Origin of the sequence: Bacillus sp. FJAT-53060 (genome assembly GCF_037104745.1) — a bacterium.
Taxonomy (GTDB): Bacteria; Bacillota; Bacilli; order Bacillales; family Bacillaceae; genus Bacillus; species Bacillus stratosphericus_B.
Genome location: NZ_JBAWSW010000019.1, coordinates 41,025 through 52,910, shown reverse-complemented (window position 1 = coordinate 52,910; position 11,886 = coordinate 41,025). Strand labels below are relative to the sequence as shown.

9 protein-coding genes, 17 tRNA genes, 2 rRNA genes and 1 pseudogene are annotated in these 11,886 nt (G+C 39.5%); 27 read left to right on the top strand and 2 right to left on the bottom strand.

Going from position 1 to position 11,886, the window contains the following annotated elements:
• The 19 genes from WAX46_RS09115 to WAX46_RS09025 all read left to right on the top strand — a co-directional run.
• Nucleotides 1–108 (top strand): 23S ribosomal RNA (locus WAX46_RS09115); the annotation flags it as partial.
• A gap of 109 nt (nucleotides 109–217) precedes the next feature.
• Nucleotides 218–333 (top strand): 5S ribosomal RNA (gene rrf, locus WAX46_RS09110).
• A 9-nt stretch (nucleotides 334–342) separates the two neighbouring features.
• Nucleotides 343–417 (top strand) — tRNA-Asn (locus tag WAX46_RS09105).
• Between the two features lie 4 nt (nucleotides 418–421).
• Nucleotides 422–512: transfer RNA gene (locus WAX46_RS09100), tRNA-Ser, on the top strand.
• Between the two features lie 19 nt (nucleotides 513–531).
• A tRNA-Glu gene (locus tag WAX46_RS09095) sits at nucleotides 532–606 on the top strand.
• Between the two features lie 31 nt (nucleotides 607–637).
• Nucleotides 638–713 (top strand) — tRNA-Val (locus WAX46_RS09090).
• 15 nt (nucleotides 714–728) lie between these two features.
• Nucleotides 729–805: transfer RNA gene (locus tag WAX46_RS09085), tRNA-Met, on the top strand.
• A gap of 19 nt (nucleotides 806–824) precedes the next feature.
• A tRNA-Asp gene (locus WAX46_RS09080) sits at nucleotides 825–901 on the top strand.
• Between the two features lie 27 nt (nucleotides 902–928).
• Nucleotides 929–1,004: transfer RNA gene (locus tag WAX46_RS09075), tRNA-Phe, on the top strand.
• Between the two features lie 6 nt (nucleotides 1,005–1,010).
• A tRNA-Thr gene (locus WAX46_RS09070) sits at nucleotides 1,011–1,083 on the top strand.
• 15 nt (nucleotides 1,084–1,098) lie between these two features.
• Nucleotides 1,099–1,183 (top strand) — tRNA-Tyr (locus WAX46_RS09065).
• Nucleotides 1,184–1,188: 5 nt separating this feature from the next.
• Nucleotides 1,189–1,262 (top strand) — tRNA-Trp (locus WAX46_RS09060).
• A 24-nt stretch (nucleotides 1,263–1,286) separates the two neighbouring features.
• Nucleotides 1,287–1,362, top strand: a tRNA-His gene (locus tag WAX46_RS09055).
• Nucleotides 1,363–1,371: 9 nt separating this feature from the next.
• Nucleotides 1,372–1,443, top strand: a tRNA-Gln gene (locus WAX46_RS09050).
• 7 nt (nucleotides 1,444–1,450) lie between these two features.
• Nucleotides 1,451–1,525 (top strand) — tRNA-Gly (locus WAX46_RS09045).
• Nucleotides 1,526–1,530: 5 nt separating this feature from the next.
• Nucleotides 1,531–1,601: transfer RNA gene (locus WAX46_RS09040), tRNA-Cys, on the top strand.
• A gap of 17 nt (nucleotides 1,602–1,618) precedes the next feature.
• A tRNA-Leu gene (locus WAX46_RS09035) sits at nucleotides 1,619–1,707 on the top strand.
• 37 nt (nucleotides 1,708–1,744) lie between these two features.
• Nucleotides 1,745–1,829, top strand: a tRNA-Leu gene (locus tag WAX46_RS09030).
• A gap of 4 nt (nucleotides 1,830–1,833) precedes the next feature.
• Nucleotides 1,834–1,907 (top strand) — tRNA-Gly (locus WAX46_RS09025).
• Between the two features lie 537 nt (nucleotides 1,908–2,444).
• On the opposite strand, the gene WAX46_RS09020 is transcribed toward WAX46_RS09025, so the two are convergent.
• A complete protein-coding gene (locus WAX46_RS09020; RefSeq protein WP_226569533.1) occupies nucleotides 2,445–2,981 on the bottom strand; it encodes a histidine phosphatase family protein in 537 nt (178 codons plus the stop codon).
• A 45-nt stretch (nucleotides 2,982–3,026) separates the two neighbouring features.
• Nucleotides 3,027–3,224: a hypothetical protein gene (locus WAX46_RS09015; RefSeq protein WP_226569535.1), complete on the bottom strand. Its 198-nt coding sequence runs from the start codon at nucleotides 3,222–3,224 to the stop codon at nucleotides 3,027–3,029.
• A gap of 936 nt (nucleotides 3,225–4,160) precedes the next feature.
• Here WAX46_RS09015 and WAX46_RS09010 point away from each other — a divergent pair.
• The 8 genes and pseudogenes from WAX46_RS09010 to WAX46_RS08975 all read left to right on the top strand — a co-directional run bounded on the left by WAX46_RS09010 (nucleotide 4,161) and on the right by WAX46_RS08975 (nucleotide 11,508).
• Nucleotides 4,161–6,104 carry an LTA synthase family protein gene (locus WAX46_RS09010; protein WP_226569537.1) on the top strand — a complete coding sequence of 648 codons (1,944 nt, stop codon included), beginning with the start codon at nucleotides 4,161–4,163 and terminating at the stop codon, nucleotides 6,102–6,104.
• 132 nt (nucleotides 6,105–6,236) lie between these two features.
• Nucleotides 6,237–6,803, top strand: a complete 567-nt coding sequence (gene lepB, locus WAX46_RS09005) for a signal peptidase I (RefSeq protein WP_226569539.1) — start codon at nucleotides 6,237–6,239, stop codon at nucleotides 6,801–6,803.
• A gap of 300 nt (nucleotides 6,804–7,103) precedes the next feature.
• Nucleotides 7,104–7,336, top strand: a pseudogene (locus tag WAX46_RS09000) (aliphatic sulfonate ABC transporter substrate-binding protein); the annotation flags it as partial.
• Nucleotides 7,337–7,823: 487 nt separating this feature from the next.
• Nucleotides 7,824–8,036, top strand: a complete 213-nt coding sequence (locus tag WAX46_RS08995; protein ID WP_226569541.1) for a hypothetical protein — start codon at nucleotides 7,824–7,826, stop codon at nucleotides 8,034–8,036.
• 114 nt (nucleotides 8,037–8,150) lie between these two features.
• Entirely contained in the window at nucleotides 8,151–8,897 is a 747-nt protein-coding gene (locus WAX46_RS08990; RefSeq protein ID WP_226569543.1) for an ABC transporter ATP-binding protein, read from the top strand.
• Nucleotides 8,875–10,341, top strand: a complete 1,467-nt coding sequence (locus WAX46_RS08985; protein WP_336493699.1) for a hypothetical protein — start codon at nucleotides 8,875–8,877, stop codon at nucleotides 10,339–10,341. The genes WAX46_RS08990 and WAX46_RS08985 overlap by 23 nt, the downstream gene beginning before the upstream one ends.
• Nucleotides 10,325–11,230, top strand: a complete 906-nt coding sequence (locus WAX46_RS08980; RefSeq protein WP_226569547.1) for a PqqD family protein — start codon at nucleotides 10,325–10,327, stop codon at nucleotides 11,228–11,230. The genes WAX46_RS08985 and WAX46_RS08980 overlap by 17 nt, the downstream gene beginning before the upstream one ends.
• Nucleotides 11,227–11,508, top strand: coding sequence for a hypothetical protein (locus WAX46_RS08975; protein ID WP_226569549.1), 282 nt, complete (start codon nucleotides 11,227–11,229; stop codon nucleotides 11,506–11,508). The genes WAX46_RS08980 and WAX46_RS08975 overlap by 4 nt, the downstream gene beginning before the upstream one ends.
• Nucleotides 11,509–11,886 lie beyond the last annotated feature (378 nt).

Sequence of the window (11,886 nt, the reverse complement as noted above, 5' to 3'; positions counted from 1 at the left end):
TCCGCAAGGAAGTAAGATCCCTGAAAGATGATCAGGTTGATAGGTCTGAGGTGGAAGCGTGGTGACACGTGGAGCTGACAGATACTAATAGATCGAGGACTTAACCTATATTCTAATGTGAAGCATGGACGTTGTTATCTAGTTTTGAGAGAACATTTTTAAAATATCTCTTGATTTATTTTCAATACATAGTATAATATCTTTTGTCACTAAATTGTCTGGTGATGATGGCGAAGAGGTCACACCCGTTCCCATACCGAACACGGAAGTTAAGCTCTTCAGCGCCAATGGTAGTTGGGGGTTTCCCCCTGTGAGAGTAGGACATCGCCAGGCTTTCTTCATTCCGCAGTAGCTCAGTGGTAGAGCTATCGGCTGTTAACCGATCGGTCGTAGGTTCGAATCCTACCTGCGGAGCCAATTTGGAGAGCTGTCCGAGTGGCCGAAGGAGCACGATTGGAAATCGTGTAGGCGGTAAACCCGTCTCAAGGGTTCGAATCCCTTGCTCTCCGCCACAAGATACATATAATAGATGGCCCGTTGGTCAAGCGGTTAAGACACCGCCCTTTCACGGCGGTAACACGGGTTCGAATCCCGTACGGGTCACCATTTTATAGAATATATACCAGCATTTTTTTCCGGAGGATTAGCTCAGCTGGGAGAGCATCTGCCTTACAAGCAGAGGGTCGGCGGTTCGAGCCCGTCATCCTCCACCATATCTTTTATATTGTCGCGGGGTGGAGCAGTTCGGTAGCTCGTCGGGCTCATAACCCGAAGGTCGCAGGTTCAAATCCTGCCCCCGCAACCAAACTTTTTATTTTTATATTGGTCCGGTAGTTCAGTTGGTTAGAATGCCTGCCTGTCACGCAGGAGGTCGCGGGTTCGAGTCCCGTCCGGACCGCCATTTATACATATTCATCATATTGATGTTGGCTCGGTAGCTCAGTTGGTAGAGCAACGGACTGAAAATCCGTGTGTCGGCGGTTCGATTCCGTCCCGAGCCACCACTATTTGCCGGTGTAGCTCAATTGGTAGAGCAACTGACTTGTAATCAGTAGGTTGGGGGTTCAAGTCCTCTTGCCGGCACTGTTTTTCAAATGTGGAGGGGTAGCGAAGTGGCTAAACGCGGCGGACTGTAAATCCGCTCCCTCCGGGTTCGGCGGTTCGAATCCGCCCCCCTCCACCATTTTTAGGGGCATAGTTTAACGGTAGAACAGAGGTCTCCAAAACCTCCGGTGTGGGTTCGATTCCTACTGCCCCTGCCAATTATATGATTTATAACATCTATGGCGGTTGTGGCGAAGTGGTTAACGCACCAGATTGTGGCTCTGGCACTCGTGGGTTCGATTCCCATCAATCGCCCCATTTTATTATTGGGCTATAGCCAAGCGGTAAGGCAACGGACTTTGACTCCGTCATGCGTTGGTTCGAATCCAGCTAGCCCAGTTGATATGCGGAAGTAGTTCAGTGGTAGAACACCACCTTGCCAAGGTGGGGGTCGCGGGTTCGAATCCCGTCTTCCGCTCCAATAATGGCGGCATAGCCAAGTGGTAAGGCAGAGGTCTGCAAAACCTTTATCCCCGGTTCAAATCCGGGTGTCGCCTTTTTTTTTGAAAAGACTGCCGGGGTGGTGGAATTGGCAGACACACAGGACTTAAAATCCTGCGGTAGGTGACTACCGTGCCGGTTCAAGTCCGGCCCTCGGCACCATTGTTTTTTATTATAAGTTGCGCTCTTTAAAGATCATGCCGGTGTGGCGGAATTGGCAGACGCGCACGACTCAAAATCGTGTTCCTCACGGAGTGCCGGTTCGACCCCGGCCACCGGTACCACATCGCGGGTGTAGTTTAGTGGTAAAACCTCAGCCTTCCAAGCTGATGATGAGGGTTCGATTCCCTTCACCCGCTCCAACTTACATACTGATAAATTGACTGACTGCTAATGAAAATTAGCGGTCTTTTTTGCTTTTATGTACATGATTATTGAAGGCAAAGTCAAATTCCTATGGTCATATGCACCCTTTCATTAAAACAATTTATTTTTGAGGGAATGATGAAAAGATGAGAAGGAACAATCAGCTATCAACAAAAGACATTGACTTAATTATGGACAATGTGGCAAATGAGAAGAGAAGATTGAATTTAAAGGAGCATTAAAGCTATTTATTGAGGACTGTGAAATAAAATCTGAGCCTTTAGAGGAAAGGAGGGGCAGGGTGTTACTAGCTCAATATGAAAAAGAAAAAGTGAAAGCCATATTTGATTATCATAATCTATGTGATGATGTGCTTTATGTTGAATTGTTATACCTTTAGAGCCTCTTATTAAACTAGAATTGGAATCCGAACCAGATCAAATTAGTTGGATTTATAAAACTTTAATGAAAAATCAGTATGATAAGGAACATGTCCTTATGTTTAGGATCATTACAGTGGATTCTAGCGTTTATTATATGTTATGCCATATTCGTTTTATTTCTAAATGATCTTGGCTAAAGTGTTTCAATACATAGACATCTGGATTGCTGAGCTTCTCCCACTCATTGAATCCAATGTTCGAATCGGCGTGTTTGAGGAGCAGGCTCATGATATTGCCGTGTGTAACGAAGAGGGTATGATTTTCTTCTACTTCTATTTGTTCGTAGAGAGCCTCTACTATTCGGTTCATTGCTTCTTGACTTGATTCTCCGCCTTCATATGTGATGTGTAAATCCGAAAAACTGAGCTTTAGCTTCTCATACCAATCATCCATCGGCTTTCTACTTAACACACGTTCAGAGAGACGCTCATCTATTTTTATCTTAAGTTGTTTTGCATGGGCGAGCGGCTCAATGGTTTGGATGGCTCGTTTATAGGGACTTGAGATGATCTTATTGAGGTGAATGCCGGAAAAGAACTGAGCCAGCGCGAGTGATTGAGTGATGCCTTGCTGCGTTAAAGCCGCATCTTTCAATTGTCCATCTGCTTGGCAGTGTCTGACTTTCATGGGATTACACCTTTCATTGAGTATTGGATGAGCATTCACGAAGGTCTAGGTTAATTTGTTCGTATCTGTATCTTTATATGGATCGATGAGCTTGGATGTAAGGTCTAAGTTGAACAAAAAGTCATCTACGTGGTCTGTACCAAAGGGAAATGTGGAAAAGTTGATTGGGATGCTGCCTTCTTGCTTTTCTGAAGTGATCGACTGATTGTTTTGCTTTTTTCTCCAGTTCTTAAACAAGCTCATGTAAGCTACCCTTTTCTAAGAAAAAGATGGATTTATGCTAATAATACGAGGAAGTTGTACAAGCGTCAATCCTTTTTCAAATAGGTCTATTCATTTGATTCCCTATGGTGGTGTCACTTCAATTGAAGGGAAATTTGAATCAGCTTGACTTCATTTAAGACATTGATCATCCGCTGGAACATTTTGTAAATAAATTTACAAAATCGAAATCACTGCTCCGTCTAAAAGACAGGTTTTTGTGCTTCTTCTCATATGTCTTGAAGCTCTCTATCCTCTGTATATGGATGGATATGTGATACCAGCAAGAATTCATCTGCACCTTTTGTACTCTGGTACCTGAAGTGGAACAATGGATTCCTTATGTAATTGTGCCTGTTTTTTCCGTAACCCATCTTCTTCTGTTACCAGTAGAGTCTCACCTTCGGTTGTGATGGCCATTTTCCTTCCATGCAATCAGTGGAATCGAATCGGTACAAAGAGATTCTTTACCTGCGCCTACTCCAGAAGGTCCTGTGACCTCAATAATCTTAATCTATATCTTTATCACACCGTACATTGATAGGAGAAATCGTGTCACAATAAAGAAGAAAATTAAGAAGTAAGGGTAGAGTTTTGTATAAATTTGGGTAAACGAGTCAAAAAGCCTAGGTTATTCATCCTTTTCTTTATAATTACTTTGACACGATTAGATGAAAAAAGTAAAGTAGTACTAAGTAATTTACAAAACACTCTTCATTCACTGAAACATGAAGTGTGTGTAAATTTTATTTTTTTTGAAACTTATGATGCTTCTCATACGTTATATTAAAGGAACTCCTTGGTCTGCCGGAGACAAAGCATTGGAATGCTTGGCGAAGAAGATTTACATTTGCAAAATGAATGTAAATTTTTTATGAATTCATTTATATCAATTTGTTAATAGAAAGAAGAGGTATTATGAAAAAAATATTTTTGAACAAATATAGCTTTTTTGTATTGGCTGTCCTTTTATTCTGGGCAAAATCGTATACAGCCTACAAGATGGACTTTAATTTAGGAGTAAAAGGTTCTTTTCAAGAGGGACTTCTCTTATTAAATCCATTTAGTTCAGCCATTGTGTTTTTGGGACTTGCTCTCTTTTTAAAGGGGCGTAAATCGGCTATTGTTTTAATTGTGATTGATTTTATTATGACCGGACTTTTATATGCAAATGTAGCGTACTACCGTTTCTTTGATGACTTTTTAACTTTCCCAACAATGAAGCAAGCAGGAAATCTTGGAGGAGGCATGACAGACGGTGTGTTATCAAGTATTAAGCCGCATGACATTTTGTACTTCCTTGATATCTTGATCTTGATTGCCATTGTGATTTGGAGACCGGAAATCAAGAAATTCCAAATGAAAAAGACATTTGCATTGCTTATTGTTGCAGCAGGTGTCGGCCTGTTCTTTGTCAACCTTCATTTAGCTGAAAAGGATCGTCCAGAATTATTAACAAGAACTTTTGATCATAAGTATATTGTTAAGTATTTAGGCGTCTATAATTATGCGATTTATGATGGGATTCAATCGGCGCAAAATGCAACACAGGTTGCAAATGCGAGCAGTGATGATTTAACGGATGTTGTGAACTATACGGCTTCTCACTATGCAAAGCCAAATGCAGAGTATTTTGGCAAAGCGAAAGGTAAAAATATCATTAAAATCCATTTAGAGAGTTTTCAGTCGTTTTTAATTGATTACAAGCTAAATGGGGAAGAAGTTACGCCGTTTTTAAACAAACTGGCTCATGGGGAAGATGATTTTACGTATTTCGATAACTTCTTCCATCAGACAGGTCAAGGAAAGACAGCGGATGCTGAACTGATGATGGATAATAGTATGTTTGGCTTGCCAGAGGGTGCAGCGTTTGTGACAAAAGGGGAAAATACCTACCAATCACTTCCTGCAATTTTAAATCAAAAGGAAGATTATACAAGTGCAGTTCTTCACGGGGATTATAAATCTTTCTGGAACCGTGACACCATTTATAAGCATATGGGAATTGATCAATTCTTCGATGCCTCTTATTACAATATGGATGAAGAAAATCTTGTGAATATGGGACTGAAGGATAAGCCGTTCTTTAAAGAGTCAATCCCAATGTTAGAATCATTGAAAAAACCATTTTATGCACACTTAATGACACTGACTCATCACTATCCATTTAATTTAGATGAGAAAGATGCCACTATTCCAAAAGCAACAACTGGCGATAAGACAGTAGATAATTATTTTCAAACAGCAAGATATTTAGATGAATCATTAGAGCAATTCTTTAAGGATTTGAAAAAATCAGGTCTGTATAAAGACTCAGTTATTTTATTATATGGTGACCATAACGGTATTTCTGAGAACCATAACCGTGCAATGAGTGAAATTCAAGGAAAAGAAATTACACCGTATCAAAATGCACAAAATCAGCGTGTACCGCTGATGATTCGTATTCCTGGTAAACAGGGCGGCGTGAATCATACGTATGGCGGTGAAATAGACGTGATGCCAACGCTTCTCCACTTACAAGGTATCGATTCAAACGAGTTCGTGAATTTTGGGACAGATCTATTTTCAAAAGAACATGATCAAACAGTTGCATTCCGTAGTGGAAACTATGTGACACCAAAATACACACTTGTAGATAATACTGTCTACGACACGAAAACGGGTAAAGTGATGAAGCAAAATAAAAAGACAGAGGCGATCAAAGCCCGTGTAGATAATCAGTTAAGTCTTTCAGATAAAGTGCTTTACAGGGATCTTCTTCGATTCCATAAGCTATCTGATTTTAAACCAGTGAATCCATCTGATTATTTCTATGGTAAAACAAACAAAACGCAAGAAGCGGATTCTTCTGCTAAGTAACTAAGTTTTGGGCAAGCACAGGAAAGGTGCTTGCCTTTTTCTCTCTCATAGCTTGATTTATTGGCAAAATATGTTTATATTTTAAGTAGCTGACGAAACTCATTTTGTCCTAGTGGATTTCAGGAGGAGCTTATGATAACAAATACAAAAACACAAAAAAAGAAATCAGAATTATGGGGCTGGATCAAGGCCATCTTAATTGCATTCATTGCTGTTTTTATCATTCGTAATTTTATATTTGCGCCGTATATTGTCAAAGGGTCTTCTATGGATCCGACATTGCATAATACAGAGCGGGTCTTTGTGAATAAAACCGTCGATTATTTCGGTGATTATAAACGAGGACAGATCATTGTACTTGATGGGGAAGACCGCAGCACTCATTACGTGAAACGATTGATTGGTTTACCAGGTGATAAAATTGAAATGAAAAATGACCAGCTGTACGTCAATGGTCAAAAAGTGGCGGAGCCTTATTTAGCGTCAAACAAAAAGAAAGCAGCCGCAGATGGCACCTTGTTGACGCCTGATTTCGGTCCTCTTACAGTCCCGAAAGGAAAGTACTTTGTCATGGGTGACAATCGCCAGAATTCAATGGACAGCCGCAACGGTCTAGGTCTTTTTACAAAGAGTGATATTCAAGGGACAACATCATTTGTGTTTTATCCTTTCCAAGATATTCGGTTACTTAATCAATAAGAAAAAAGCACACTGTCGTGTGGTTCAGACCGTAGACAAACCCTACCTTTACTTCAAGTAAAAGTGGGGTTTTCACTTATTTTGATAAAATTTATCAGTTGTCTTACCCTGGACATGGTCGTCTCCATGTCCAGTTTGCTAGCTTTTTGAGATTCATGGCAGCGAAAGTAAGCATCGCCTGCATCATTCGAGTGCTTGATACAGATTATGATGGGAATCTCGTGATAGGAGAAAGACGCATCACAAAACCAGGTCAGAATTTGAGATAACAGATGAGTTGTTGTTGACAGAAGGATAAGATTGAATCAAAAGAAGCAAAGGACCACTCTCTTTTTGGTTCTCCTTCTTGTATTAGCAAGGTGTGATCAAGCAGCGGTTGGTTCAGAAAACAATGTAAAAGAGATTAATGAATGCAGCATAGTCTAAGCCCATTGCTTTTAGCAAAGGAAGAAGGCATGAGAGTAAAGTGGGGTGAGTTTCAAAGCGCCCTTCCCCAATTTGAAGGGCTTGGCGCTAATCAATTAGATTTTTCATAGGAAGAGAAGGAGGAACGAGTGATGAAGAAGGAAAGGTTTTTTTCAATGAACTTTCTTGTATATACATATTTTAAGTGACAAGAGAAGAAGGAAAATATGCTCACTCTTTTGTTAAAATTATCGGTAGATATTTCATAATTGGTGTAATAACGACATGTAATTAGGACTTTTATATCTGATATATCGGAGGAATTCTTTCTATCTCACAAAAAAGAAAGAATATATAGAAGAGATGAAGATAAAAGACTATTTTAAAATAGAGGAAAAAGATGGTTCGTTTGACATTGTTTGGGTTCGTTGGTTCTAATGGAGTGATGAAATCTAGTGAAAAAGAGAGGGTTTGTGCATTAAAAAGGAAATAATTGAATAAAAGATCCCATTTTACCCAAAGGTGTGTTCTTGTCAAAAATGGGATCTTCTGTTGATGTTTGGAGTGTGACACCTATGATACGATCAGTTCATCATAAGATGGGAGGTGAAAATTATGACTTATGCAGCACCGCAAGTAGATTATTCCACTATGGAACCTGCTATTATGGACCAAGCTTGGTTCTTAGTATTTGTTGCAGTCCTTCTGGCATTGGGAGCAACAGTTGTTCTAGGAGCAGCAATTTGGTGTTTAGCAAACGGCAACGGTAGCTTTACAGGAGGCGTTCGATGGGAAAGTGGCTTACACGTTAATATTGAATGTAAGTAGCTCTACTTAGGATTCATCTTCTTACTTCTAAGGTATGACACCAGGGCTAAACCGTCTGTGGCGGGCGGTTTAGCCTGATCTGTTTTAATGAATATACAGCCACTTGGAGGTTATATGTTTACGATCGAGAATTTAACTAAGACGTATAAAAATAATGTAACTGCTATCAATGATTTTCATTTAAAGATCGCTCCTCATCAAATTGTTGCTGTTGCTGGTCCGAATGGATCCGGTAAAACAACGATGATTAACTGTACACTCGGGATCATTAAGCAAACAGAAGGAACGATTCACATAAAGGATGTGACAAATGATAATCCATCCTTTAAAAAACAAGTAGCCTATGTTCCAGATGATCTGCTGCTCCCTGAAGCATTGACTGGTGCTGAATATTTAGATTTTGTTTCCTCTATGTATGAATGTAAAACAAATCATAGAAGAAATCAACTAATTGAATTGTTTGACATGGATTCAGCTTTATCAAGACCTATCGAAACATATTCACATGGTATGAAAAAAAAGACACAGCTGATTGCCGGCTTTATGCTTGATAGTCAATTGGTGATCATGGATGAGCCCTTTAGAGGACTTGATATTGAAGCGGTTATAAACACAAAGAAACTCATGAAGCGTTATGCCAAGCACCATGGTGCGATCTTGCTTTCAACGCATGATATGCTTTCAGCAGAAGAGCTGTGCCACAAAATCGCCATTATTTCAAAGGGAAATAAAATGGATGAAGGAACAGTTTCAGCATTAAAAGAGAAGTATCAATCTAGCACACTGGAACAAGTGTTTCTGAAAGCTTCAATGTTAAGTGATAGGGGTGCACATTTTGATGAAATCATTAATCATTTCTAAAATGATGCTTAAAATGTGGCAGCAGGAGATGTATAAGCTCTTTGATACTCAAACGAAGCGAATCATTGTGGTCTTATTCTTTTTGTTTGCAGTCACAATGGGAGCCATCATCGGATACAGTTTTACAGGTGTCTTTATAAAGTCTTTCTTAAATGGAGATGAACGTTCACTTGGACTGTTGGTTGTGTCAATGGCGATCAATGCATCCATTTTTACAAGCCTGTTGTTTGTTCTGATCAAGGTCAGAACGCCCGAACAGGACCGGTTTTCTATGCAGCTTAGCTGGTTTCCGCTTTCGACATTTCAGAAAAGCCTTGGATACTTCATTCCGATGGTGACAGTGGTGGCAGGGCTTGTTTTATTCTTTATCGGTGTCTTGCTTTTACCTAATTTTATTGCCAAAGGGATCGGTATTTTCTTTATTCTCACTTTCTTCTTGATGGTGCTTTTGCAATCGCTGTTTGTCCTAACACTTTTGCAGTTCATTTACAACATGACCTATTTGCTCGTTCTAAAATTTAAATTACCATTGCAAAAATTTGCAGCGATATTTGTTTTATTGGTGCTAGTTGTTGCGTATGGAATGACGCATTTTGACATCAGTAAAATTCAGCAATCATATATACAGTTTGATTATCATTTGATGTATTTTACAGCCCCATTTTTCCTTGCGGGACAAGGGATGTCTCCTCAAGGAGTAAATTATGCGATTTTGATTCTGTTCATCCTATTATCCGCAGGCGGTGCGTTTTTTTCTCTTGCTCTTATGCCGATTATGGTAGAGAAAAAAGCATTAACTTTTTTAAACAAACTACCATTCTCGTCTTCAAAAAAGTGGTCACTCATTGTAAAGGAAATCAAATCACAGGTGAGAAATGAAGAAAACATTTTAAACTTTCTCGTTCTCCTTATCGTGATCTTATTTATCCGCTATCAGTTTGCTTTCCGCTTTGAAGGAGAAGCCTTTTTTGTACTATGTGCTCTAGCTGGATTAACAGCCTTTAATTCATTTGGCAATGATAAACGAATGCTTGGAATGTATAAAACATTTGGTCTAAGGTCGTGGGAAGTGGCTCTGTATAAGTTTATCGGCCTTCTGCTCGTTGGAGTGATGCAAATTGCTTTATTCATGCTCACAACACTGACGCTCCCTGATCAGATTTTGAACGTATTGATTGCTGCTGCAGTCTTGTGTAATGCAATTGCTCTCTTTTATGTCGTGGGTATTTTACTTCCCCTTGATCGAAATAATCCATACACGGGCATTTTTTCGTTTGGAGTGCTTATTTTAATCATGATTCCAATTTTATTTATTGGAAACTACGTCATAGGGGAGTCAAGCCAAATGCTTCAGTGGTTGCTAGTGGCAGGATTTGAAGGTCTGCTCATCTTTGCCATATACAAAGGTTTTTCATGGAGGTATTCACATGATTCAACTTCTTAACAGTAAGCTAAAGATCGAGCGGGTACCGGCTATTGCTCCGTATGTCACCTTACAAAAAAGGCATCTGACTGATACCCAGTATGGAAGCACACTCCCGATTAATGAGAGTGCATATCATATGTTAACGAAAGTTGACGGCAAGAGGACAGAAGCGAATATAACGGCAGAGCTCGCCGATTTGTTTCAGGTCGATGAGTCTGTAATTGCCCGTGATTTCTATCAACTAATGATGAGTCTAAATCAGCATCATTTGCTGTCTATCCATTATCAATCGCCATATCGGGTGGTCACAGCCTGCTATCAATTTTTTAAGCAGTATCAAGTAAAGATGAAAGAGCGGTTTGATTGCAGTGGTCACTCATTCCTTCAAATATTGGGGACGGCCTTGCTCATGGTGATGCGTAAAATCATCTTTTTCTGGGTGCTCTTTATGGTGATGGCAGGAATCGCCTTTTTATTCATTCCTGATCCATCGATTGTAGTCATCGCGATTTATTTTTCCATTATTTATTTCGGATTAATTACTGGGACAGCCTTGCATGAGGCGGCACATGGATATGCACATCGGAAGTTTGCAGGACGGGATGGCCCACAAGGCTTTTTTGCGAGCGATATGATGTCCGTGAAGTTTGTGAGACCCGTATTAGATCCATTTCAGAAAAAGCAGGTATGGATTACACTACTTGGGCCACTTCTGCCAGGTGTGATCGGAGCATTAGGAGTCATTGTGACCGTTTTATTTCTGAAAGAGAATCCAATCTCAACAGGTTTTTTCATTTTTTCAATTACGTATTTGATTCAATTACTCTACCTTCTTCCGTTTATGGGAGATGGTAAGTCCATTATGAAGCAGTTATTGGTTCGTGGAATGGGAGGTCAACGATTATGAACGTTCAGGCAATGAAACAAGGCGCAATTGTTGGTGGTTTTCTAGGTTTCTTAGGCTTTCCAATGCTGACTATTGGTGTACTGTTCTATCATTTATTTCAATCAAAAACGAATCATGAATTATTATTTAATAGTCTTGCCTTTGAGATGGAAGGCTCGTCAGCTTTTACTTTTCAGATCAAACCAAACTTTTTTATTTATATGATTGTAATTTTTGCTGTGAGTTTTCTGATTGTGGCACTGCTGTCAGTAATGAAACAGAAAAAAGCGAAAGATTAGGAGAACCCTCCTAATCTTTTTTTTGTATACTCAACCAAATTTTAGTATAATGTAGAACCAAAATCAAAGGGGATATCAATGTAGAAATGGAGCATTCTTTAATTCGCAGTTTATCTACTAGCAGGATGAAAGGATTAACGAAAAGAATCAGAGTATTACTTTTATCGGAAGTCATTACAAAAATGGTCGAAACGATGAATGTGCCCTTTCAATTATATCATCAGAAAGATATATACGAATCACAATTTAGTATTTGGTTAGACAAAAATGACGAAAGCAACTTCAAGTTTTCCGTTTTAAGTAGATGATTATGTTTTTTCTGCACAATCTGAATCTGTCAAAGTGCTTCAGGAGAAAAAGCATTGATTGTGTATAGAG

Bases quoted from the DNA above. Each gene is read 5' to 3' on its own strand.
- WAX46_RS09020 (WP_226569533.1), bottom strand. From the start codon at position 2,981: ATGAAAGTCAGACACTGCCAAGCAGATGGACAATTGAAAGATGCGGCT.
- WAX46_RS09015 (WP_226569535.1), bottom strand. From the start codon at position 3,224: ATGAGCTTGTTTAAGAACTGGAGAAAAAAGCAAAACAATCAGTCGATC.
- WAX46_RS09010 (WP_226569537.1), top strand. From the start codon at position 4,161: ATGAAAAAAATATTTTTGAACAAATATAGCTTTTTTGTATTGGCTGTC.
- lepB (WP_226569539.1), top strand. From the start codon at position 6,237: ATGATAACAAATACAAAAACACAAAAAAAGAAATCAGAATTATGGGGC.
- WAX46_RS08995 (WP_226569541.1), top strand. From the start codon at position 7,824: ATGACTTATGCAGCACCGCAAGTAGATTATTCCACTATGGAACCTGCT.
- WAX46_RS08990 (WP_226569543.1), top strand. From the start codon at position 8,151: ATGTTTACGATCGAGAATTTAACTAAGACGTATAAAAATAATGTAACT.
- WAX46_RS08985 (WP_336493699.1), top strand. From the start codon at position 8,875: ATGAAATCATTAATCATTTCTAAAATGATGCTTAAAATGTGGCAGCAG.
- WAX46_RS08980 (WP_226569547.1), top strand. From the start codon at position 10,325: ATGATTCAACTTCTTAACAGTAAGCTAAAGATCGAGCGGGTACCGGCT.
- WAX46_RS08975 (WP_226569549.1), top strand. From the start codon at position 11,227: ATGAACGTTCAGGCAATGAAACAAGGCGCAATTGTTGGTGGTTTTCTA.